16 protein-coding genes are annotated in these 24,302 nt (G+C 60.5%); 13 read left to right on the top strand and 3 right to left on the bottom strand.

From position 1 onward, the window contains the following. Positions 1-171: 171 nt before the first annotated feature. The 3 genes from ONB52_15365 (at position 172) to ONB52_15355 (ending at position 4,250) form a co-directional block, all read left to right on the top strand. Complete coding sequence (locus tag ONB52_15365; GenBank protein ID MDZ7417515.1) at positions 172-1,377, top strand: ATP-grasp domain-containing protein; 1,206 nt, start codon at positions 172-174, stop codon at positions 1,375-1,377. 259 nt (positions 1,378-1,636) lie between these two features. After that, positions 1,637-3,016, top strand: coding sequence for a magnesium transporter (gene mgtE / locus ONB52_15360; GenBank protein MDZ7417514.1), 1,380 nt, complete (start codon positions 1,637-1,639; stop codon positions 3,014-3,016). A gap of 334 nt (positions 3,017-3,350) precedes the next feature. Beyond that, positions 3,351-4,250 (top strand): DMT family transporter, encoded by a 900-nt coding sequence (locus ONB52_15355; protein ID MDZ7417513.1) that lies wholly within the window; start codon positions 3,351-3,353, stop codon positions 4,248-4,250. 30 nt (positions 4,251-4,280) lie between these two features. Here the strand turns inward: ONB52_15355 and ONB52_15350 are convergent, their stop codons facing one another. Further along, entirely contained in the window at positions 4,281-5,336 is a 1,056-nt protein-coding gene (locus ONB52_15350) for an alkane 1-monooxygenase (protein ID MDZ7417512.1), read from the bottom strand. Positions 5,337-5,724: 388 nt separating this feature from the next. Between ONB52_15350 and ONB52_15345 the strand changes: the two genes are divergently transcribed. Beyond that, positions 5,725-6,477: a sugar transferase gene (locus ONB52_15345; protein MDZ7417511.1), complete on the top strand. Its 753-nt coding sequence runs from the start codon at positions 5,725-5,727 to the stop codon at positions 6,475-6,477. Positions 6,478-6,582: 105 nt separating this feature from the next. On the opposite strand, the gene ONB52_15340 is transcribed toward ONB52_15345, so the two are convergent. Continuing rightward, a complete protein-coding gene (locus tag ONB52_15340; GenBank protein MDZ7417510.1) occupies positions 6,583-7,392 on the bottom strand; it encodes a tetratricopeptide repeat protein in 810 nt (269 codons plus the stop codon). 1,106 nt (positions 7,393-8,498) lie between these two features. Here ONB52_15340 and ONB52_15335 point away from each other — a divergent pair. The 5 genes from ONB52_15335 (at position 8,499) to ONB52_15315 (ending at position 19,980) form a co-directional block, all read left to right on the top strand. Further along, the gene (locus ONB52_15335; GenBank protein ID MDZ7417509.1) at positions 8,499-10,364 is read left to right on the top strand and encodes a tetratricopeptide repeat protein; all 1,866 of its coding nucleotides are present in this window, start codon (positions 8,499-8,501) and stop codon (positions 10,362-10,364) included. An 82-nt stretch (positions 10,365-10,446) separates the two neighbouring features. Beyond that, entirely contained in the window at positions 10,447-12,309 is a 1,863-nt protein-coding gene (locus ONB52_15330; GenBank protein ID MDZ7417508.1) for a tetratricopeptide repeat protein, read from the top strand. A 280-nt stretch (positions 12,310-12,589) separates the two neighbouring features. After that, a complete protein-coding gene (locus tag ONB52_15325; protein MDZ7417507.1) occupies positions 12,590-14,308 on the top strand; it encodes a tetratricopeptide repeat protein in 1,719 nt (572 codons plus the stop codon). 244 nt (positions 14,309-14,552) lie between these two features. Further along, on the top strand, positions 14,553-17,894 hold the full coding sequence (locus ONB52_15320; GenBank protein MDZ7417506.1) for a TonB-dependent receptor: 3,342 nt from the start codon (positions 14,553-14,555) through the stop codon (positions 17,892-17,894). A 190-nt stretch (positions 17,895-18,084) separates the two neighbouring features. Further along, positions 18,085-19,980 carry a tetratricopeptide repeat protein gene (locus ONB52_15315; GenBank protein ID MDZ7417505.1) on the top strand — a complete coding sequence of 632 codons (1,896 nt, stop codon included), beginning with the start codon at positions 18,085-18,087 and terminating at the stop codon, positions 19,978-19,980. Between the two features lie 502 nt (positions 19,981-20,482). Here the strand turns inward: ONB52_15315 and ONB52_15310 are convergent. Then, entirely contained in the window at positions 20,483-21,088 is a 606-nt protein-coding gene (locus tag ONB52_15310; GenBank protein MDZ7417504.1) for a peptidoglycan recognition protein family protein, read from the bottom strand. Positions 21,089-21,607: 519 nt separating this feature from the next. Here ONB52_15310 and ONB52_15305 point away from each other — a divergent pair. Genes ONB52_15305 through ONB52_15290 form a run of 4 tightly spaced genes read left to right on the top strand, consistent with a single transcriptional unit; the run spans position 21,608 to position 24,241 of the window. Beyond that, positions 21,608-21,898 carry a hypothetical protein gene (locus tag ONB52_15305; protein ID MDZ7417503.1) on the top strand — a complete coding sequence of 97 codons (291 nt, stop codon included), beginning with the start codon at positions 21,608-21,610 and terminating at the stop codon, positions 21,896-21,898. After that, positions 21,895-22,404, top strand: a complete 510-nt coding sequence (locus ONB52_15300; protein MDZ7417502.1) for a hypothetical protein — start codon at positions 21,895-21,897, stop codon at positions 22,402-22,404. Before ONB52_15305 ends, ONB52_15300 begins: the two co-directional genes overlap by 4 nt. Continuing rightward, positions 22,401-23,435 carry a ferric reductase-like transmembrane domain-containing protein gene (locus tag ONB52_15295; protein ID MDZ7417501.1) on the top strand — a complete coding sequence of 345 codons (1,035 nt, stop codon included), beginning with the start codon at positions 22,401-22,403 and terminating at the stop codon, positions 23,433-23,435. The genes ONB52_15300 and ONB52_15295 overlap by 4 nt, the downstream gene beginning before the upstream one ends. Next, entirely contained in the window at positions 23,432-24,241 is an 810-nt protein-coding gene (locus tag ONB52_15290; GenBank protein MDZ7417500.1) for a hypothetical protein, read from the top strand. Before ONB52_15295 ends, ONB52_15290 begins: the two co-directional genes overlap by 4 nt. Positions 24,242-24,302: the final 61 nt, after the last annotated feature.

Below are 24,302 nucleotides of genomic sequence, written 5' to 3'. Positions count from 1 at the left end.
GCTCTTCCTTTCCGGATGAAGTGAATCGTGGTTTTTGAAAAACACCGCGGAATTTGTGAACTATTCTGATGATTTCAAACGAAAAAGTCCGGTGCGCTTGACAATCCCCGGAAAATCCGGTATTATGCCACCATGCCAAAGATGTGACATTCAAGCAGCGGAGAGGGAACCATGAGCGCAGCCACCCGCAAGACGGTATTGTGCGTTGCGAGCTATGAAAAGGGCCAGGAATTCCTGCGTGAATGCAAGCGCCAGGGCTGCCGGGTATATTTGTTGACCACCCAGGCGTTGGAGCATGCCGACTGGCCGCGGGAAAGCCTGGACGAGATTTTCTATCTCCCTGATCTCTACAACCGCGACGACGTCATCAAAGGGGTGAGTTACCTGATGCGCACGCGCACGGTTGACCGCATCGTGCCGCTCGATGATTATGACGTGGAAATGGTGGCAACGCTGCGCGAGCATTTGCGCCTGCCCGGCATGGGCGAGACCACGGCACGCTATTTTCGCGACAAGCTGGCCATGCGCATGCGGGCCCGCGAGCGTGACCTCGCCGTGCCGGATTTCATTCACGTGCTCAACTATGACGCCCTGCGCCACTTCCTGGCAACGGTGCCGCCCCCATGGGTGCTCAAACCGCGTTCGGAAGCCTCCTCGGTCGGCATCAAGAAAGTCCATGCCGCGGACGAGCTCTGGCCGTTGCTCGAGGCTTTGGGTGACCGCCAGTCCTTTTACCTGCTGGAGCGCTATCTGCCGGGTGAAGTCTATCACGTCGATACCATCATTTCCGAACGCAAAATTGTATTTGCCGAGGTGCATGAATATGCCCAGCCGCCGATGCACGTGGCCCACGAAGGCGGGGTGTTTATCACCCGCACGGTGTTGCGCGGCTCGCCGCTGGCGCGCGCCCTGCAGGCGGAGAATGCCCGGGTCATCGCCGCGCTGGGGCTGGTGCGCGGGGTGACGCATATCGAGTTCATCAAGAGCGCCACCGACGGCCGGTTCTATTTTCTTGAAGCGGCGGCGCGCGTGGGCGGCGCCAACATTGTCGAAATGGTGCAAGCCGCCACCGGCATCAATCTCTGGGCGCAATGGGCCAGAATCGAAATTGCGCAGGGTGAGCAGGAGTATCGCTTGCCGGAAACCCGGCGTGACTATGGCGGTGTCATCATCTCGCTGGCCCGGCAGGAATGGCCCGACACCTCGGCCTATCAGGATCCGGAGATCTTTTACCGCCTGCGCAAGAAAAATCACGTCGGCTTCGTTTTGGGTTCGCCAGACCGCGAGCGTTTGCTCACTCTGCTGGACGACTATTGCCGCCGCATTCAAGCGGATTTCCTCGCGGTACTGCCACCCGCGGACAAGCCAACCAGTTGACGCAAAAGCACCCTTGCTTTTTTCCGCAAAACCCTCCGGACAGGTGTAGTTTTCCAGCCGCATCCACCGGTTTTCGCGGGCCACCCGTCGCCGGGAAACAAGCATCGCCAACAACTGCACTGCCTCAAAGTTGCGGGTGTCGCCACTGCCTCGCCCGCTCGAGCGCGCTTTGGCCTCGAGTCTTGACTTTCTTGCAGATGCTTTCTATGTTCACGCCATTTTTTCGCCCCATCGCATTGGGATCGTCGCGAGGTGAGTCATGCTGAAAGAACTGCTGGTTCCCGATATTCAGGAGCTGATTCGTGACAAGGCCTATTCGGGTTTGAAGGACGGCATCTCCGACTGGGAAGCGCCGGAGATCGCCGAGCTGCTGACCAGCCTGCCAGCGGAAGATCAACCCATCCTCTTTCGACTCCTGCCCCGCCAAACAGCCGCGGAAGTGTTTGCCTATCTGCCCCCGGAAGAGCAGCAACGCCTGTTGCAAAGTTTGAGCGCCGACAACACCCGCGCCTTGTTGCGCGAGCTGGCGCCCGATGACCGCACCGTGCTTTTCGAAGAGATGCCCGCCCAGGTGACGCAGCAATTGCTGAATTTGCTCCCGCCCGAAGATCTCAAAGAAGCGCGGCAACTGCTCGGTTATCCCGAAGAAAGTGTCGGCCGCCTGATGACGCCGGAATATGTCGCCATCAAGCCGGAGTGGACCATCGGCAAGGCGCTCGAACATCTGCGGCAAAATGGCAAGGATGCCGAAACCATCAACATCGTCTATGTGGTCGATGATGCCGGCAAACTCATCGATGACGTGCGCCTGCGCAAGCTCATCCTGGCCGATCCCAGCGAAGCCGTGGCGACAGTCATGGACCGCCATTTTGTTTCACTTTCCGCCTACGACGATCGCGAATACGCCGCGAAATTGATGCAGAAATACGACCGTGTCGCGCTGCCGGTCACCGACTCGGAAGGCGTGCTGCTCGGCATCGTCACCGTTGACGACATGCTCGACGTGGTGGAAGAAGAAGCCACGGAGGACATTCAAAAGATGGCCGCCGTGCAGTCCCTCGACGAACCTTACATCCAGACCGGCTTTTTCAGCATGTTGAGGAAACGCGGGGTGTGGCTGTCGCTGCTCTTTTTGGGGGAAACCCTGACGGCTGCCGCGATGAAATACTTTGAGGGTGAAATCGAGCGTGCCGTCGTGCTGGCGCTGTTCATCCCGCTCATCATCAGCAGTGGTGGCAATTCCGGCTCCCAGGCCGCCTCGCTGGTGATCCGCGCCATGGCGCTGGAGGAGATTCGGCTGCGGGATTGGTGGCGCGTGATGCGGCGGGAGCTGGTCTCCGGTTTCGGTCTGGGCTCCATCCTGGGCACCATCGCCATCCTGCAAATATTACTGATTCCCAACAACGAAGCCCTTTATGGCGAGCATTATATGCTCGTCGGCCTCACCGTTGCCTGCAGTCTGGTCGGCGTGGTCATGTGGGGCACGCTCACCGGCTCGATGCTGCCGTTCATTCTGCGCCGGCTGGGTTTTGATCCCGCCGTATCCTCGGCGCCGTTTGTGGCCACGCTGGTGGATGTCACCGGCTTGATCATCTACTTTTCGGTGGCGCTTCTGATCCTGGGCGGAACGATGCTGTAAGGCGGGCTTGCCGCTCATGAATCCGGGAGTTCACGCAACCATTGGTTGCGCTTCATCCTCTCCGTTGATAAAGCGGCCCGGCAACCGCATGACAGCGCCGGGGGAAACCCCGCAGTTTCCACGGCCTCTGCCTTGGTGAAAACTGCAGCTTCGCTGCGCATGGAGCTTGTATCGACCGGCACGGCTTCCAGGAGGGCGGGAGCATGAAGGGAAGACGAAAGGCCCGGCGGCCGGCATTCGAGACGAAAGGCTCCGGACTGGCGGCGGTTTTTTTGAGCAGGGAGGATTCAGTGCTGCTGCGTGCCGCGGCGCGGCAGGGAGGCAACATGCTGATATGTCCTGGTTGATCCTTGCCCTGGGCTCGGCGGTGATGAGCGCAGTGGGCGACACACTCTGCAAGAAGGCGGCCCAGTCCGCCGACAGTTGGACGGTGACCTGGGTGCGCTTCGGCTATGCCTCAATTTTTCTCCTGCCCCTGCTGCCGTTCATCGACCTTCCGCGGTGGGATGCGGTCTTTGCTCTCACCGTGGCGGTGCTCATCCCGCTGGAGTTGACAGCGGCCTCCTTGAGTATGCGTGCACTGCAGCTCTCGCCGCTTTCTCTCACCGTGCCTTATCTCGCCTTTACACCGCTGTTTCTGCTGGTGGTGCCGACAGTGTTGTTGGGCGAGAAGATCAGTGCGCGCGGCGCGGCCGGGGTGGTTTGCATTGTGTTGGGCGCTTATTGGCTCAATCTTCAAAACAATGCCGCTGCTTCACAGGGGCATGATCGCGGGAGCAGGCGCAAAAGCCTGCTGTCCCCGCTGCAGGCCCTGGCACGCGAAAAAGGCTCCCGCCTGATGTTGCTTGTCGCCGCGCTTTACAGTGTCACTTCCACGCTCGGCAAAGTGGCGGTGCAACATTCCAGCCCTTTTTTCTTCGCGGTTTTTTACTATCCCCTTGCCAGCCTGGTGATGCTGCCGCTCACGGCCGCACACGCGCGCCGGGGATGGCGATTTGCCGGCGGTCAGGTTGGCCTGTTCCTGCTGATCGGGCTGGCGGTCGCGGCCACGGTTGTGTGCCATTATCTGGCGCTCAGCCGCGTGGAAGTCGCCTACATGATTTCCGTCAAGCGCACCAGCATGATCTTCGCCACCCTGCTGGGCTGGTGGTTTTTTCATGAAGAAAACATTTTGCAGCGGCTGTGGGGTTGCAGCGTGATGCTCGCCGGAGTGATTTTGATCGTGTCCGCGTGAAACCGGCAGCGGCACACAGCCGGCCGGGCCTCAGGTATTGGCGGGATACTGCTGCTGAAACGCCGCCAGCCGGGGATGCATGACTGCACGCCACAGTGGCGGCACCAGCGCCAGCAACATCATGCCGGCATAGCCGGTCGGCAGTTGCGGGCTTTCCGCGAAATGGCGCAACGTTTGGTAGCGCCGCTGCGGATGAACATGATGATCGGCATGACGCTGCAGCTTGAACAGAAAATAGTTGGTCAGGCGCTGATCCGCATTCCAGGCGTGCGTCAGATTGACCCGCTCATAGCGGCCGGGCGCGAGTTCGCGGCGCCGCAGGCCGTAGTGTTCGAGGTAGTTGACGATCTCCAGCAGGGAGAATGCCACCACACTCTGGGCAAGGAAGTAGGGGATTGCCTGCCAGCCCAGGATGCCACCCAACAGCAGGGCAAACAACACCGGCAACGCGGCAAACCAGAGCATGCGGTTGTGCCGGCTCACGAGCGGCAATCCTGCGCGCTGCAGCCGCCGCTGCTCGAAGCGCCAGGCACTGCGCCAACTGTTGATCACCGTGCGCGGATAGAAGGCATACAGGGACTCGCCATAGCGTGCGGTGGCGGGATCGCGCGGCGTGGCCACGTTCACATGATGGCCAATGAGATGCTCGAGTGCAAAATGCATGTAGCTGACCGTCAATAACAGCACATGCCCCAGCGTTTTTTCGAGAGCATTCTTTTTGTGGAACAGCTCGTGCGCCACCGTGATGCCGATGCCGCCGGTGACTATGCCAACCGATAACACCAGCCCGAGCCACTCCAGCGCCGTCAGCGCCGCGTGCGTGGTGACATGCGCTCCCCAAATCACCAGCCCCACCTGCACGGGAACATAAAAAAAGGTGATCAGCCGAAAGCTCATTTTTTCCGCCAGTTTTTCCAGCTCGGCCGGCGGCAGGCGGTTACCCTCCACACCGACCAACAGATCGAGCAATGGAATGATGCCGAAGGCAAGCAGCGGTGTTAAAAAATGAAAAACACCTCCGCAATAATGTCCCACCACGGCACTGAGTGGCATGAGGTAAGCCAGCAAATAAGGCCACGGTTTCATGTCTTCCTCCATAGAAGAAAATGGAATTTTGCAAAAAAGTAAAAATGGCCGGGGTTTCTGCAAGAAGATTTTGCAGCACTTGGCACGCGCGGCGTGTGGGCGTCTGCCGGGTGGGAATGTTTTGTGCAAACGACGACTTCTGCAGGTATTTTTTTCATCCAGGATTTTCCGGCAAGCCGGTGTCCAAACGGCACGGGCAGACCGCACGGTGAAACACGGTGAAAAATGCGGTTTTGTTTCGGCAGCCGCCAGGATCACCGGAGGAAAGGCACAATCGCCGGCGCTGTTTTGCCGGTCGCCAACGCCTTGTGCCGGAGCTTGCAGGACCTCAAAGCGAGGAGGCCGTCGCGTCTACCGGATGAAAAATTTGCAAGGGAGGAATCACGCGGTGAGGCAGGAGCTTGGTATTCGCTGTCTCGACGTTCTCGTTGCGAGCATTGCTTTGCTGCTCGCCCTGCCACTGCTGGCAGTGGTGGCCATGGTCGTCAAAATCAGCTCGCCCGGGCCGGTTTTCTGCCGGCAGATTTACGCCGGCGTGGACCGGCGCCGGCGTCAGCGACGCATCATGAATCTGCCGCTCACAACTGACCGCCGACAGCCGGAGAAAAGGAAAAAGGATCTCTTCGGCAAACCGTTCACGGTCTATCGCTTCCGCACCACGTCCCATGACCCGAAGCTGGAGGAGCTGGCAGCCCTGCCCTTTGCCAGGGATTTACACGTCACCGCCGTTGGAAGGCGGCTGCGCGCCTGGCGGCTGGACGAACTTCCTGTTTTGTGGAATGTCGTGCGGGGCGAAATGAGTTTGGTGGGACCGCGTCCGGAAACACCGGGCTTGATCAGCAAGCGTGTTGATGCGCACCGTGACTATCGCAAACGGCAACAGGTGAAACCGGGACTCACCGGCCTGGCGCAATTGTACGTCAGCTCGGGCTCCCACCCTGCGGATGCGGCACACTTGGTTGACTTCGATCTGTATTATGTCAAGCACCGCGACTGGCGGCTCTATTTGCACATTCTGGCCATGTCGGTCAGCCGGATGGTGCGCCGCGGCAGAAATGAGAGTTCGGCGCGGCTGGCGCGGCTGCTTCGTCATGGCCAGCCATGCGAGTCAGAGCACCTCTTGACGGATGGACAAAACTGAAGGTAGCCGCATTTTATGCTGCAGTGAGACGGCAGCGCCTCACACCGTAAAGCCATCGTGCTTTGTGCGGCTTGCCGTCGGTCTGAAAAGGGCGGAGACGCTGCACTAGGTATCCGCCGCCGTCCCGGCCTCTCCGGCCTGGTTTTTGTCCCCTGTCTGCGAGGCAAGCAGTTTGCGCTTTTCCCGCGCCAGGGTTTGCTCCAGCCATTGAATCGCCTCATCATCGGACTGGCCGCGCGCCAGATAGTGTTCGGTGAGAATCTCGACAATACGCTGGCTGTGCTTGAAGCCGGGATTCAGTTGCAGGATGGTCTTGTAGAGCTGCAGGGCCTGGTCGTCCCTTCTTTCCTGCATGAGATAAATATCGGCGAGCGAGCTGTACAGCCGCAGGCGGTGGGGCGAGCGTTTCAACATTTTTTCATAGATGCGTGCGGCTGCCGAGATATTGCCGCGCATGAGCTCAAAACGCGCGCGCGAAGTGGGGAGGGCGGCAATGAATAAAATGATGCCCACGCTCAGCAGCGGGAGCAGATAGGCCATCATCCGGCCGGCTCCGGTGGAGAATTGCCCCACCCGTGACAGTTCGACGGTGTTGAGGTTGGCGCGGGCTTGTATCAGTTGCTCTGCGGCATTGAGATAGTTGGGCCGCACCAGTTGCAGCTTCTCCAGCGTGATGACGGCGTGAATCCAGTCCTGTTTGGCGATGGCTATCTGTGCTTCGAGGTAGAGTGAATCCGCCCACGACGACGGCACGATGATGGCATTGTAATCGTCCTGCGACTGGGAGTCGGGCCGGGTAAGGCTGTCCTGCTGTTCGGCGTTGTGGTGTTGTGCGGCAGCCGCGGCGCACAGGATGAGCAGCAGGCTCAGCACACGGCCAAGAGGATTCCCTGCAAAAGGCGAGACCGTTGACATGATTGATTCGACCTCCACATAACCTAAATGATCCGGAAGCGAGAGCGACGAGGTGCACGTCTCGGCGCAGCGAGGCGTGGAGGTTGACAGCTTTGACTTCTTTCTTTCCTGCGGGCAGATCACGTAGGCTTGCACAATCTTTTTGAACCCTCCCCTGACAAATATAAAATTTGCCCGTTTGCGGAAGGTATCATGCTTTTCCCCTCCCCACAAAAATGCGCTCCCACGAAATGTTTTTTCGCAAGGTTTCTGCTTTCGTGGAGGGTTTTTGTGATTGATCCGGACACCGCCATGCTTTCCCGCGCCGGTGGCCGCCCTCGGAGGGCACCATGTGAAAACAAAGGGCAACAACTCAAATTCCAACCTCAGACAAGCATAAAAACAAGAAGGCGAACATGCGCACCAGCCTCCTGCCTGCGGAGGGGACGTTTTCGCCTCCAACTCATCAATTCGTGATCCTGCACCGCAACATCATTTCCCCCCCCGAGACACCCTGAGCCCATGAAGGTTTGAACTTTCCTCTTTTAACCTCAAAGCCGGCGCGTTGCGGAAACTGGCGTCTGTGCCGGAAGTGTTTCTGCCGCAGGGTTTCCGCATTTGCCATCATTGCATTGTATGGTTGAGGGCATAAGTGTTGTCGCGAGGCTCGGGCGCCGGTCTGTATTTCTCGCGAGCAGGCACATCGCCGTTCAGTATCCCGCGTTGGATGCGCCGGCGGTTCCAGCTCCTGGCGGCGCGGCCTGCGTGCGCCATGCGATGTTCGACGTTTTGTTCTGACGGGCATTGCCGGCACCTCTGGAGCGGGACAAAAGCCGGCTTGCGAGCCGCAGGCTCCCTGTCACAACTCATCTTACCAATTACTGCTCCGGATACCCGCCTGCGGGCTGGTTTGCACCATGTTTCACAGCGGCGCGGGGCTCCCCTTGCCAGTGGTGACAACCTTCTGCGAAAGAGGGCTGCGGTGTCATGGCGAACCCGTCTGGCGACAGAAGGGGGCCGCCAGTTGTCCACTGGCCCAAGCCCGGCAGGACCATGTTGGCTGAATGAGCGATGGCCGCTGCCACGCATGTTGGCACGGGCGGCCGGTTGTTTGAATGAGGAGAGGTATGCGAGCACTCGAGCGCTTCCTTGCAGTCTGGCTCATCACGAGCGCGACTGCCCTCGTGCAGGCGCAGCCGCAAAACCGTGAGGCGCTGCAATGGTTCAGCAGCGGCATCATGGCGGCTGAACCGGACAAGAAAATCGCAGCCTATCAGCGCGCCATCGAGTTGGATCCGACTTATGTCGAGGCGCTGTACAATCTCGGCATGGTCTACAAAGCGCAGCAGCAATATGAGCAGGCGGCGCAATATCTCACCCGCGCCTATCAGGCCCGACCCGGCAAGACCCAGGAGGCGCTGCGCCTGCAGATTTTGTTTGAACTGGCTGCGACGCAAATGAAACTCGGCCAGTCGCGCGAAGCCGAGGAGGGACTGCGCAATGCCAAAAGCCTGGCCAAAGACCGGACGCTGGCGAGCCTGATTTCGTTTGAGCTGGGCCGCTTTCTCTACCAACAGCATCGTTACGCCGAGGCGCTCGCCGAATTGCGCGCCGGTATGTCGCTGGATCCGGAAAACCGTCTCAAATTTGCCAACCTGATTGTGGCCGTGGAAAGGGCGCAGCAGCTTCAGGCGCTTTATGACCAGGCGCAACAAGCGCGGCAGGCTGGCAACCTTGCCGAAGCACAGGCGAAATTGGCGGAAATCATCGCCGCCGACGCCGGTTTCAGGGATGCGCAGGAACAATACCTCAGCCTGCAGGCCAAACAGAAGTCTGACACCGACAAGGCGGCCTTCAATGCGCTTTATGAAGAGGCCCGCAAACTGGAAAGCGCGGGAAAGCTCGAACTGGCGCTGGCTCTCTACGAAAAACTCGTGAACCAGGCCGTTGTCTTCAAAGATGTCCGCACCCGGTTGCAAGCCTTGCAGCAGCAGCTCGCCGAGCGTCGCACCCGGGAGACGCTGGAATCACAATATACTGCCGGACTAGCGGCACTCAAAGCCCGCGACTGGGCACGCGCCATCATCATTTTCGAAAAAATCCTGCAAACCGATGCCGAATTTCGGCAGGCGCGCCAGAAACTCCGGGAGGCGCAAAGCAATCTGGAGCGCGAAAATTCCGAAACCGTGCTCGCCCGCTTCTATACCGAAGGCTTGACGGCCATGAAACAAGGTGACATCCGAGCGGCGCTGGTCGCCTTCGAGAAAGTCCACAAGATCAATCAAGATTACCGCGATGTTGCCAGTCTGTTGGCAGAGGCCGAGGAGATGCTGGCGAATTCCCCCGCGCCGCGCACCCCGCGAACCGCAGGCACGGGACAGGATTCGCTCTATCGCGCGGCCCAGGCTGCGATCCAGGGGGAGAACTGGGCCCTGGCGGTGAAGCTGCTGGAGCAATTGCAAGCCGCCTCGCCCGAGGACCCCGGCCTGGTTGATCTGTTGGCGCAGGCACGTGTCAACCTGCAAATGAGCACGCCGCCGGTGCAGGCCGGCGCACAGCATGCCGAACCCCCGGTGTTGCTGATCAGCAGTGCGCTGATGGCGTTGCTGTTGCTGCCGGTGATCGGCTTTGTCGCGCTCTCCCCCATGCTGCGGGCGCGGATGGCATTGATGCGTGGTGACTATGATCGCGCCGCCCGGATTTACGAGAAAATACTGCAACAGCAACCCGGCCGCTTGAAGCTCTATCCCGCGCTGGCCAACATCTATTTGCTCACCGGCCGGCGCGACGAGCAGGCGCTCAAGGTGTATAAAACCATCCTGCAGCTCAACCTGATTACCTCGAATCGCGACGAGATCACGGCGGCTGTCGCGCAATCCTACCTCTCACAAGGCCGGATGGATGCCGACGCCATCAAGGTCTTTGAAGACATGTTGCAAGCGGAATATCGCAAGTCCGAGTTGCTGACACGTTCCCAACCCGGCAGATCCTGAGCGGCAGACCTCCGGCGCAGACGGCCCTGCCGCCACGCCTGTCCTCGGCCAAACCAGCATCACTTTTTCAGGAGGTGATCCAATGCAAGCCAGGTCCCGTTCTCTCCCCCTCACTGCTGTCTTGCTGGGCTTGTCCGCCGCGCTTGGATTTGCCCAGGTCAGAGACCCGGAAGCCGTGCGCTGGTACAATGCCGGCGTCGCGGAAAAAGATGCCGCCAAGGCCATCGCCGCGTACCAATCGGCGGTTGCCCGCGACTCCACCTTCGTGGAGGCACTGTTTGCGCTCGGCCTCGCCTACAACAACCAAAGGGACTTCGTCTCCGCGCACCGTTATCTCAGCCAGGCCATCCGGCACCTGTCGCCCAACGCAAAAAACTCCCTGCGGGTTAAAATCTACCATGAGCTCGCCAATGCCTATTTTGGCAAGGGCGAGTTGAGCGCGAGTGAAGAGGCGCTGCGCCAGGCTCTGGCACTCGCCAAGGATAGCAAGCTCAAAACCAGCATCACCTTCAAGCTGGCGCGCTTGCTCTGCCAGCAAAACCGGCTGCTGGAGGCGCTTGCCGAACTGAAGGCCAGGCGGCAGGAGGATTTGAAAAACAAGGACAGCTTCGACAGTTTCATCGCGCTGATTGAAAAAGAAATCGCAGCGGCGCAAGCCCCGCAGCCCGCCCAGGCGGAAAGCACGAGCCTGCTGGCAGCGACGCGGCCCGTCAACACCGAACCGGGGGCGGATTCGCAGCGCACCGCCCTGCCTGGTGTCACGCCCAAGGCGCCTCTCTCCGCGGCAGAAACGGCAAAGCAATCTCCGGAAGAGCTCTATCAGCAAGCCCTCGCGCTGGAAGCGGAGGACAATTTGGAAATGGCGCAGGCCGCCTATGAGGCGCTGTTGCAGCGCGCGCCGAACTTCAAGGACGCGCGGCTGCGGTTGCAAGGCACGCAGCGCCGGCTGCTGGAAAAGCAAATTGCCCTGGAAGTCGAGCAAAAATACACCGAGGGCCTCGCCGCTCTGCGGGCCAGTGACTGGCTGGGCGCCATTGCCGCGTTTGAGCGCGTGCTCGAGCTCAAGCCTGATTACGGCGAAGTCAGCCAGCAACTCGCCGAGGCGCGGCGCCGTTTGGATCAGGAAAACACGGAGGAGGTGCTCGCCCGTTATTATGGTGAAGGCTTGAGCGCGATGCGCCGCGGCGATCTCGGCCGCTGTTTGGTGGCGTTCGAAAAAGTCCGGCGCCTGGACCCCAACTATCGTGAAGTCGCCGAACTGCTCGCACAGGTGGAAAGTGAGATTCAAAACCAGCGGCTGGCAGGCATGATGCCGGTACCCGCGCCGGGCACTGCGACCAGGGTGGATTCCCTTTATGACACCGCGCTGCGTTTCATGCAGCAAAACGAGTGGAAGCAGGCGGTCGTGACGCTGGAGAAACTGCGCATTCTCGCGCCCAACCACGCGGAGATCAACCGCTTGCTGGCACAAGCCCGCCTGAATCTCAGCTTCCTGGAGGCGGAAATGGCAAGCGTGGACGCGCGCAATGACACCAGCCGGGTGCTGACCACCGCCGGCATGCTGGTCGCAATCATTTTGGTGCCGATGTTGTCTTTTTTGATCCTTTCACCGTCTGCGCGCGCCCGGTTGCATCTGCTGTTGGGAGACTTCCCCCGTGCCGCACGGCTTTATGAACGTCTGCTGGCGCAAAAACCCAGCCGCGTCCATCTCTATCCCGTGCTGGCAAACATTTATCTGCTGGCAGGTCGCCGCGATGAAAATGCCATGAAGATCTACAAAACCGTCTTGCAGCTCGATCTGCCGCTGCAGAACCGCGAGCAGATCAATGCCATGTTCACGCAGCACTATCTGGCGAACGGTCGCAGCGACAGCGAGACCATCAAGGCATTGGAAAGCGCCCTTCAAGTGGAACTCAACCGCAAGAGTGCCCGGCGCGAAGCGTGAGCGGAGAGGGATGGCGCGAGCCGGCGGCAGGCATATGCCGGCGCGGAACAACATCGTTTCTGCAGTCCCTGCTCAGCGTTGTACGGCTGCGGCGGCGAAAAACGCCTCCGCACCCCTTGTCAGGTTTGTGTTGCAGAAAGGAGCAGGCAGGGCAGGGACACTGTGTGTCCGGTCTGCCCGGGCGGAAAAGATGACACGACTCCCTTGCGCAACCGGCATTTCATCGCAGGAATGATTTCAAGAGGCAAAAGGCAACGCGTTGGTCATAAAGGACGTTGGGATGAGACTGACCCTGGCCCGCTGCGGCATATTGTACGCACTGTGTTGGTTGTTGCTGCCGCTGGCTGCCGCGGCCCAATCCCACAACGAAGAGGCCAACAAATGGTTCAAATCCGGCCTGCGGCAGAAAAACGCGGATCTTGCCATGGCCGCCTATCAGCGCGCCCTGGAGCTGGATCCGGAGTTTCAGGAAGCCCTTTATAATCTCGCGCTGTTGCATCGCAAACGCAAGGCCTATGCCCAGGCGCGCGAGCTGCTCGAACGCGCCCGCTCGCTGAACGCCGGATCCAACAAGGCAGACTTGCGCTTCAAAATCGTCTATGAGTTGGCAGCGCTCAACCAGCGGCTGGATGATTTGGAGGCCGCCGAGGAGGCGCTGCGCCAGGCGTTTGAGCTTGCGCCCGAAGCCAGACTGCGCACCCAGGTGTCACTGGATCTCGGCCGGCTGCTTTATCAAGGTGGCCGCTATCGGGAAGCGTTGACCGAACTGCAGCAGGGCCGCCAGCACGCCACCGGCAACCAGGCGGAATTCGACAAGCTGATCCCCGTCGTGGAAGAAGCCGTGCGGCTTTTCAATCTCTATCAACAAGCCGCCAAAGAACGGGCGCATGGCAACTTCGAGGAGGCGCTAGCCTTGCTCCGGCAAATCGAGGCGGAAAAGCCCGGCTTCATGAATGTTGGCCGTGAAATTGCCTCCCTGGGTGCGAGCTTGGAAACCGCCGCGCGTGAAGAGGTTTTCCACCGGCTTTATTTGCAGGCGCAAAGCTACGAAGCCGACGACCGCCTCGAGCTTGCAATTGCCACCTATGAAAACCTGCTGCAATCCGCCCCCGGATACAAGGATGCCGAAACCCGGCTGCAACGGGTACGCCGGCGCTTGCAGGACAAACAGCGCCTGTTGAATGTGCGGCCCTGGCTGGCCCGTCTGCAGGCGGACAGCGGCCGCGCTGTGCTTGAAGCGCGCGCCCGGCGATACTATCTCGATGGCCGCCGTGCCCTGGCAAGCGGCAACTACACCCGCGCCCTGGTGGCTTTCGAGAAAGCCCGCGAGCTCAACCCCTACGACAGCGAAGTTGACACCCTGCTTGCCCGAGTGCGCAGCCATCTGTTGCCGGCTGCCACGGTGTTGCCGTTCGAAATGGTGGATGTGCCGGCCGTGATCGACAGCACCGTCGGTGATTCTGCCGCTCCGACAGCGGCTCCCCCTCCCGCCCCGGCGGCGGAGGTCATGGCCGTGACCATCGAACCGGCAATTTCGCGACTTCACGACGAGGATACCAGCTTGTATTCCCAGATCGAATTTGCCGAGGAGGAACAAGAAGCAGTGGTGGCCGCCGGGCTCAATTGGGGCATGATTCTGCTGGTTGCCGCCATTATCACGGCATTGGTGGTGTTGCCCTTCAGCGGTGTCTTTCCATACTCCGACCAGGTGCGGGCGCAAGCCTTTCTCCTGCTGCGCGATTTCAATCGTGCCGCTTCGATTTATGAGAAGCTGTTGGAGCAAAATCCCAGGGCGACGGGGTTGTATTCCCGCCTGGCCGAGATTTATCTGCGCGCCGGCCGCACCGATGGCAATGCCCTCAAAGTTTATGAGAGTGTCCTGCAGATGAGTCTGCCGACACCCAACTGGGATCGCATCTCCTCGATTGTGGCGCAGAGCAGACAACAGCGTGCGCGTGCGACCACACCGGGCTCTGCCGCCGGCCGCAGTCGAAACTAACCGCCGCCGCGCCACGAATGGCGGTAAGCGCACTGTTTTTCCTCACCTTGCTCCCACGCCCCTGCTTTCCCCGAAACGCACATACCTTTCTGCAGCCATTAAGTTTGGGGGTAAAATAGGCAAACTGGAGTTGTCTCTGCAGCAGGGGGGACAATTGTATGTGCGCCAACCATTTCGCAAATGCTGTTGCCGGTACCCAAGGATCGGACGCCGGTTTCTCTGGTTCATCTCAAGGAGGTTTGTGGTGAGCTCACGACAAGGCCATGTCCGCCAGCGGCGGATCATTGCGTGCGTTCTTGTTTGGATGGGGCTGGTGCCCGGCCTGTGCCGCGCGACGGAAGTTTCCGGCCGCCAGTCCGGAATCTGGAATTTGGCTGGCAGCCCCTATTTGGTGACCGGCGATGTCGTTGTGCCGCTAGCAGATACCCTGGTGATACAGGCGGGTGTGGTGGTCAAGTTTGCCGGCGCCTTCAGCATCAAAGTGCATGGCGTTTTAATCGCCAATGGCACGGTGGCCGACCGCATCGTTTTCACCTCGGCATACGACAATGAGTTCGGCTGGAGTGGCGTCACCAGCCGCCGTCTGCCCACCCTTCGTGACTGGCAGGGAATCGAGTTGCTCGGAGAGGGCCGATCCGGCTCGCAACTGTCCTTTTGTGTCATTCGCTACAGCGACCACGCCATCATCGCCAGAAACGTGCAGCCGGTGCTCAAAAATCTCATCATCACCGATTGCGACGTTGACAAGTTGATGATCAATGGCCGCGGTGTCCCGGTGCTGGACGGCATCGAGAGCGACTACAGCCTGGCGCCCGACCCCCGGGCAGCGGAATCCAGCCCCCTGTCAGGCGAGGAGCCACATCTGCCGGTGGTGGCAGAGAAGAACGGCGGTGAGGCAGTGGTGAACACCACTTTGACGGCTGAAGCCACCGTGCTCGGTTTCGTCAGTGATTCGGAAACCGGCGAGCGCCTGCCCGGCGCCAGCCTCGAGCTGATTCCGGAGGGCATAGCCGGTCAGGCCACGGGCACCATCACCGGCCCCAACGGCGAGTTCGAGATCAAAGAAGTCATTCCCGGCATCTACACCATCACCACCTCCTACATCGGTTATGAAAAAAAGGTGATGCAACAGGTCGAGCTTTCGCCGGGCATGACCAAGGCGCTGGAGATCTCCCTGCTGCATGTTGGTTTGCAACTCAATCCCGTGATCATCACGGCCTCGCGCCGGCCGGAGAAGATCTTCGAGGCGCCGGTGGCCATCTCGCTGCTGGAGGGCACACAGCTTCAGTCGCGCTCGGTGCTCACCCCGCTGGAGCACATCAAAACCCTGCCGGCGGTGGATTTTGCCGCCACCGGCATCAACCAGGCGAACGTGGTGGTGCGGGGATTCAACAATGTCTTTTCCGGCGCGTTGCTGGCGCAGGTTGACAACCGCATCGCGGGCTTGCCCTCGTTGCGCTTCAACGCCTACAACCTGATTCCCATCGCCAACGAGGATCTCGAGCGCATCGAAGTGGTCTCCGGCCCGGGCGCGGCTCTTTACGGCCCCAACAGTGCCAACGGCGTGGTGCATCTCATCACCAAATCGCCGTTTGGCGCGGAAGGCACCAGCTTGAGCGCCGGCGGAGGCGAACGCATTGAATTCATCGGCTCGTTCCGCCATGCCAACAGCTTGGGCGATCGCCTGGGCTACAAAATTTCCGGGCAATTCTACCAGGGGGTGGACTGGTTCTCTCGCGATCCTGCCGAGCCGGAATTCTTCGAAATTGCCGGCAAGCGCGTGCCCGCCCCTGGCCGCGATTTTGACGTGGAACGGTTGAGCCTGGATGCCCGCCTGGATTTCCGGCCGGCAGCGGGAATGACCGGCATCCTCTCCGCGGGATTCAGTCAGATCAGCGATATCGAATTGACCGGTGTTGGCGCGGCGCAGGCGCGTGACTGGCGTTTCTATTACCTGCAAGGCCGGTTATATTACAAGAGCCTGTTTGCGCAGGCCTACCTCAATCAAACCGATGCCGGTGACACCTATTTGCTGCGCAGCGGTGCGCCGATTGTGGACAGATCCAGCCTACTGGTCGGGCAGGTGCATCACGGCTTCACTCTGGGGCGGCGCCAGCGCTTCACCTATGGCTTCGATGTGCTGCAGACCAGGCCGAATACCGGCGGCACGATCAACAACCGTCACGAACCTTTCGATCGCATTGATGAGCGTGGCGCCTTTTTGCAATCGGAGACGTCGCTCATGCCCCGGCTCTCGGCGATTCTGGCCGCGCGCCTGGATGATCACACCTTCATCAAAGGGCAGGTCCTCTCCCCGCGGGCCGCGCTTCTGTTCAAGCCATGGGAGAGGCACACGCTGCGTCTGACTTACAATCAGGCGTACAGCACACCCTCGGCCAACAATTTGTTCCTGGATATTCTCTCAACCACGGTGCCGACCCGGTCGATCAACCCCGCCCTGGAACCGGTGCTGGGTCCGGTTTTTTTCGAGCTTTATGCCGAAGGCACCGCCCCACGCCGGGGTGGCTTTGCCCGGACAAGCGCGGGCGGGTTCACATTCCGGCGGGGTGCCGATCAGCGGCCACAAATGATTTCGCTCCTTGGCGCGGCCGCGGGTGCCGGCAGTGGCTATCTGCCGCCGGATGTCAACCCTGTCTGGCCGGCGTTGCGCAACCTGATTCTGGCGTCACAACCTGCCGGACCGGCGCGGGAGGCGCTGGCCGCCGCGTTGCCGCGCTCGCTGAGCGCCACGGTGCCCGGCGTGCTGCGCGCCTTCAATCCCACCTCGCGGGCGTTTGATGTCCCGGTTTTGACCGTCAGCGATATTCCGCTGACCAAGCCGACCATCACCACCACCACGGAGATCGGATACAAAGGGCTGTGGTACCAAAAGCTGCTGGTGGGAATCGATCTCTATCGCACGCGCGTGCGGGATTTTGTCGGTCCGTTGACGGTGGAAACCCCGCATGTTTTTGTGGATCCGGCGGCGCTGACGCAGGTGCTGGCCCGGGATTTGGCAGCCAATGGTTTCGCGCCGGCGGCCGCGCAAGCCACGGCGCAAAGCATCGCGCAAAGCCTGGCGAATCTGCCCCTGGGCTTGATTTCGCCCCAGGAGGTGCAAAGCGCGACCGAAGTGATCATGACCTATCGCAATTTCGGCGACATTTCATTCTACGGTGCTGACCTGAGTCTGGGCTGGGTGCTCAATCGAAGCTGGCGGCTGGCGTTGAACTATTCCCATGTCAGCCGGGATTTCTTTGCCAGCAACGCGCGCCAGCCGCACGATATTGCGCTCAATGCCCCGCGCAACAAGTTCAGCGCCAGCGTGTGTTTTTCCGCGCTCAATACCGGTCTGGAGGCCGAGGCACGGCTCCGCCACATCGAGGGCTTTCCGGTGCTCTCCGGCGTTTACCTCGGTGCGGTGCAGACGCACACGGTACTGGATTGGGACTTGAGCTTCAACCTCAGCCGCAGCACCCAGGCGCTCATTTCCGTGCAAAACGTGCTGGACGATCCCTATCGGGCCTTTGTGGGAGCGCCGTTGATCGGCCGGATGGTCATCCTGCGGCTGGTGCAATCGCTGTAAAGCCGTGCCGCGATCTTCCCGTCGCGGCGCAGGATGCGCAGATATCTGCGGCGCACTTTGCCGGTTTTCGCACCGGGGACTCCGCCTTCAGGAAGAATGTGGGGCACGTCCTGTCCCTTTATGAAATTCCAATGCTAAATTGCGCTGTCATCCCCACGGGTTGCTCATGCGCCTGCCGGTGAAATTTGCCATGCGACAGAGTTTTCTGCAAACCTGCCTCGGCGTCGTGCTGCTCTTCAGTCTGGCGGCACCCGCCGCACTGCAAACGAAAAACGAGCGCGCCGCCCGCCTGCTGGAAGCCGGCTTGCGGGAATCCACTCCGGCCAGGAAAATCTCCGCCTTCACCCGCGCGCTTGCGCTCGATCCTGATTTCGTCGAAGCCGCCTTCAATCTCGGCCTGGTTTACAAACAACTGCAGGATCACACGCGCGCCGAGCAATTTTTCCTGCGCGCACGCCAAAGCTGCACCGCCAGCACCAGCCGCGATTTGCAGCTCGCCGTGCTCTATGAGCTCGCGCTGACCTACAAACGCCTGAACAAAGAGCAACGCTATGAGAGTGCCCTGCGTGAGGCCGGGAGTCTGGCACGCGAAGAACAAATCGGTGGCACGATTGCGTTCGAGCTGGGCCGCTTCCTCTACCAACAAGGCCGTTTGGAAGAGGCCCTGGCCGAACTGCGGGAGGGGGAGAGGCTTTATCCGGCGCAGCGGCAACAATTTGCCAACCTGGCGCGATTGGTTGAAAATGCCCGGGCACTGCAAGGACTGCGCACCACCGCCCAACAGGCGGAGATGGCAGGCCGTCTGCAAGAAGCACGTTCACTCTATGAGCAGCTTGTCCGGCAATTGCCGGACGACCAGAATGCCCGTGCCAGGCTGGCGGCCGTGACGGAAAAATTGCAACGGCAGCAGGAGGAGGCGTCCTGGCAGGCACTGTATCAGCGGGCGCAGACGCTTGCAGCGGAAGGCAAATGGGAGGAGGCCATCCACGCTTACGAGGCCCTGCTGGAGAAGGCCGGTGAGTATCGCGATGCCCGAGCGCGCTTGCGCCAGGCGCTCGAACAGCTTGAACTCTCGCATGCCGCGGCCCAGCGGCAGCGCCAGCTCGAGGAAGTCGAGCAGCTTTATGATACTGCGATGAGCGCCTTCAACCGGCAGGAATGGACGACCGCCATCGTCGCCTTCGAAAAAATCATGGCCATCATGCCGCATTTTCAGGACACCGCCAGCCGTCTGGCCTCTGCCCGGCAACGCCTCGAGCAGGAGACCGCGCGCGCCAGTGTGGCGGCTCTCTATGAAGAAGGGCGCGCCGCCTTCGCACTGGGCGACTGGCCGGCGGCGGTGCGGGTACTGCAACAGGGCGCGCAACTCGATCCCACTTTCAAAGACATCAACGCCCTGCTCGCCGAGGCGCGCCGCCAGCTGCAACAGGCCCGGGAAACGCAGGCGCCGCAGTCTCTCTCCGAAGACACACGTGTGTGGCATGATTCATTGTATGCCGCGGCGCGCACCGCGATGGCCAATGAAGATTGGGGCCGCGCCATCCTGTTGCTGGAGAAGCTGCGTCAGGCTGCCCCTGATGATCCCGAACTGGCCGCCCTGCTCGCACAAGCACGGGTCAATCTCACCCTGGTGGCCTCCGAATTGCCCAGCGTCAATGTTGCGGGGGGGCTGGGCAGTGCCTTGTTTATTGGCGGCGCGGTGACCGGTTTAATCCTGCTGCCCCTGCTGGGCTTCGTCGTCTTCTCGCCGGAGGCCCGGGCACGTTTTTATCTGCTGCAGGGCAAATATGACGCCGCCGCCCGCATCTACGAAAAGCTTTTGCAGGATAAACCCAATCGCGTGCGCTTCTACCCGACTTTGGCAAGCATCTATTTGCTTGCCGGCCGCCGCGATGAGACCGCCCTGGAAGTTTACAAAACCGTCCTGCAATTGAATCTGACAACCCGCAACCGGGAAGAAATCAACGCCATTGTGGCGCAGGCTTATTTGTCGCAGGGCGTGAGCGATACGCAGGCAATCAAAATTCTCGAAGAGGCTTTGCGCGCCGAAGTGCGCGGCAGGAACAAACGGACGGAGGCGGGCTGAGATGCCGGATGGCCGCGGTGCCGGAAGGGTGACTGCCGGCAGGCGGAGACGCTGCGCCCGGCACAACGGCTGAACGGCAACACAAAGCAGTCTCTCCCCGCTGGCGTTGCCAGTGAACATTACCGGCGTTTGGTCTGCAGCCGTCCGCGGTTTTTCTGTTTGCGGTTTTTGGCGGGATTGTCGCTGATGAGAAATCTCCTGACGATCTGAGGGCCATCCTTGGCCTGTCGTAATAACTGCCAGGCGGTAGTCTGTAGTGGTGGCCGTTGTAGCACGGTCCAACGATTTGAGTCGAACCCTCCGCAGCCGCACCAACCCACTGTTCCTCCGCCCACGAGCTGCCGCCCTCTCCCGCAAACCGGCCGGCATGCAAATGAAATATCTCTCCTGATCTGACCGGAAGAATCAGTCGGTCGCAAGGCTCATGGCACGTCTGCCGGTCAAAGCAATGGTTGGGAGAGGCTCGCATCGTTGACGGGCGGCGGTCAACCCGCCCCGCAGCTCAGTCAATTTTTTCTCCCAGGCGCCGCGCCACTTCCCGCTTGAAATAACCGTCGCTGAGGTAGCGGTACAAATTTTTCCCCGGACACGCTGTGCCTTCGGCCACGTCTTTGTGGCCTTTGATCACCGCGACGGAAAGATGATGGGAGCGGCACAGCCAGGCCATCAAATCGGCCATTGCACGCAGTTGCTTGCCGTTCGGAGTCTGTAGTTCGAAATTGCCCAAAACACAAATCAGGGCGTGGCCGGTGGGATCATAAGCGGTGTTGGTATCACCGGGATGACGCAGGTCACGGCCGGCATAAATTTTCCCCTGCCAGTCGATCAGGAAATGGTATGGCAGGTCGATCCATTTCTTCTCGCGGCGCGACCAACTCTGCAGGTTGCGCAAATGCTCGGCGGTGTCTTTGTCAGGAGGATATTCTTCGCCGCCGTGATGGAGCGTGATGAACCTGATGTCATGTGTGCGGAAAAAGTCCGTCATGGCCAGGCCGCCCCACTGCGCCATGGTGATGATTTCCGGAGCTGCCGGCCGGGTGGGTGTATGCTGCGGGGCCGTGCAGCCTGCTGCAACAGCCAGAGCTGCCACCACGGACAGGAACCTCACGGCGTGGTTTTTCATTACGCTTCGCTCGATCATGGCAAGGATGAAATGCTGTTTCGACCAAACTGTCAAATTAGCGGCAGCTTGTCAAGTGGAATTCTGATCTTCACGTGATCCTGCTATCCAGGCTCAGCCCCGCTGCAGGTGTGGAGAGCGCCGGGCCTCTTTGCCTGCAACATGATTCCCGGCTGCGATTCCTTGTAACCCGGGCTTTTCACCCGCAACCAACTTCCACTTGCTTCCGAAGCGCGAATTTCCTATCATTGCGCCACTTTACCCGGCTACCCAGGCACCCCTTATGAAGAGCTCCTCCCCGTTGACCAGCCGGGCGATTAGGCAATTGGTTGATTTTTGCGCGTTACTCCCAACCAAACATGGTACAGCACCCTCACCCGCCCTCTCAAAAGGCTGGAATCATGACGGCCAACGCCGGCCCTCATCCAATGACATTTCACCCGGGCAGTACGCGCATGCTTGCCTGGTTGGGAAGCCAACCGACTTTTTGCCGGAGGCATTGACAGTATGCACATGCTTTGGGCAGACTGGCTGGTGCGCATCGCCGGCTGCTATTTGGCGTTCGGCCTGGCGTTCGCCCTTCCATTTCTCACCATCGGTGTCAACAAAATTGACGCCGCCGCCCGCGGCGCAGGCTGGGGATTTCGGTTGATCATCATTCCCGGCACCATCGCCCTTTGGCCACTGCTGTTGTGGCGCTGGCTCGCCGGCGCCAAAACACCGCCGGAGGAAAACAATCCCCATCGCGCCGCCGCGCGCCAGCGCAGCGCACCGGCCGGCAAGGAGGCGGCGCCATGATTCAACCGCTGCGGCAGCGCCACTATCAACTCATGCGAATCATGACCGTAGGGTTGCCCTTGCTTTTTCTGGCAGGATTGGCGGTGCGGCATGCACCCCTGCCCCAAGAGGTTCCGGCGCTGTTGATCAATGAAATCCCTGCCTTTCCCAAAATGCTGTTGGAGCGAGACAACCTCTGGCCCGGGCAGAGTATCATGACGCGCGTCAGCGCCGATCGCATTCCCCCGCAGCGGTTGGTGATCGAACTGCAGCCTCGCCGCGATCTCATCGCGCCCGACGTGCTGGTGTACTGGTGCGAGGCGAACGTCCCGGTTACAAAACAATTACCGGAGACGGCCCATTTGCTGGGTGGGCTCTCGGGCAAACATCTCCGTCGTTTTGCGCTGCCGCCGGCCGCGTTGAGTGCCGACGGCAAGGTGATGCTTTACAGCTTGGCACATCAGCAAATCGTGGCCACTGCGATCCTGCCCACTGCGACGCTGGTGCGCACCGGGAGGCTGCCATGAGCCTCGCCTATCGTGCGGTTTCCTGGAACCGGCAAAAACGCCTCTACGACATTGTGCTGCTCGTCGGCTTGGTGCTCTATCTCGCGGTCTTCATCGCGGCCGGACTGCGATGGCATCCGCAGGCGACCATTGAGACGCTCATCATCCGGGCGTTGGGCACAGCCGCCCTGCTGTTGCTGCACCTCATTCTGGCGATTGGCCCGCTGTGCCGCTTGCAACCACGTTTTCTTCCCCTGTTGTACAACCGCCGGCATCTCGGGGTCACCATGTTCCTGCTGGCCCTCGGACATGCCGTGCTCTCCCTGAGGCATTTTCACGGAGCGGGCAATCTCAACCCGTTGGTCAGCCTGTTGGTGAGCAACACGCGCTATGCGAGCCTGAGCGGCTTCCCTTTTGAAATCCTCGGCCTGCTCGCCCTGCTCATTTTCTTCATCCTGGCAGCCACCAGTCACGATTTCTGGCTGGCCCAGCTCACCGCGCCGGTTTGGAAAAGTTTGCACATGCTGATCTATCCGGCCTACGGCGTGATCGTCATGCACGTCACGCTCGGTGCCTTGCAGGCGGAAACCAATCCCCTGCTTGCCGTGGTGATGGCGGCCGGCATGACGGTGGTGTTGAGTCTGCATGTCGCCGCCGGTCGCAGGGAGCGCAAGCGGGATCGCGAGACACGGCGGGCCGACGCCGGGGGTTTCGTGGAAGTGTGTGGGGCCGGCGAGATTCCGGAGAAACGCGCCCTGATTTTCACCATCAGCGGCGAGCGCGTTGCGGTGTTCAGATATGACGGTCGCATTTCAGCGGTATCGAATGTCTGTCCCCATCAGAACGGCCCGTTGGGGGAGGGCCGCATTGTTGAGGGCTGCCTCACCTGTCCCTGGCATGGTCATCGGTATTTTCCTGATACCGGCGCGGCGGCGCCGCCCTTCAGCGGCAAAGTTCCAACTTTTGTCGTGCGCGTGCGGCAGGGCCGTGTATTCATTCAGACGACGCCGCTTGCGCCGGGCACGCGGGTGGCGCCGGCCTTGATCAATTGAATGAAAGCAGAGGTGTGCGGGTGGCGAGTGTGAATCGCGAGGAGGAGTTTTACTTCGGCTGGCAACCGAAGATGCCGCGGCGGCAGGCATTTTTCATGGCGGGCGTGGTGGTCGTGCTGTTTCTGTTTGCCGCGGGCCTTGCCGCTTTGCTGGTGTGCAGCCAGAATCCTTTCGCGCCCGCCGTTTTTGAGTCCCTCATGCCACGCACGTTCCAGGGCGTTGTGGTCACGACACCCTATCCCGCGCTGCTGGTGTTGCGTCCGGGCGTGGCGGGGGAGGTTGCCGCGCTGTCACGTTATCTCCTGGTGGGGCGGGGCAAGCACGGTGTCCAGCAGGAAATGACGTCCTGGCAGGGCAGGGCGGTGAAATTGCGCGGCAGGCTGATTTATCGCGACCAGAAAACCCTGCTGGAGGTGGTGCCGGGGTCGATTACTGCACTCACCCCTGTTGACGCAACGCTGGTTGCCAGGGCCGATTCCCTGCCGTCCTATTCGCTCGGCAGCTTCACCCTGGCGGGTGAGATCGTTGACAGCAAATGCTATTTCGGGATGATGAAGCCTGGTGAGCTCAAAACCCATCGCGCCTGCGCCGTGCGCTGCATCAGCGGCGGCATTCCACCGGTGTTCGTGGTGCGCGACCAGGACGGCCAGGCGATTTATCTGTTGCTGGTTTCAGCGCAAGGGCGCAGTGTCAATGCCGAAATTTTGCACCTGATTGCAGAACCGCTGGTGATCAGCGGCGAGATCGTTCAACACGGTGATTGGTTGGTGTTGCAGGCGGATCCCAAAACCTACCGCCGGTCATAACCTCCCTGGCCGCCGGCCGGCGATCAAGCCGGTGGGCGGATGCAGGCAGGGCAACGACATC

The organism is candidate division KSB1 bacterium, assembly GCA_034506255.1.
In the GTDB taxonomy this organism is placed as follows: Bacteria; Zhuqueibacterota; Zhuqueibacteria; order Zhuqueibacterales; family Zhuqueibacteraceae; genus Coneutiohabitans; species Coneutiohabitans thermophilus.
This window is presented reverse-complemented; position numbering and strand designations above follow the sequence as displayed.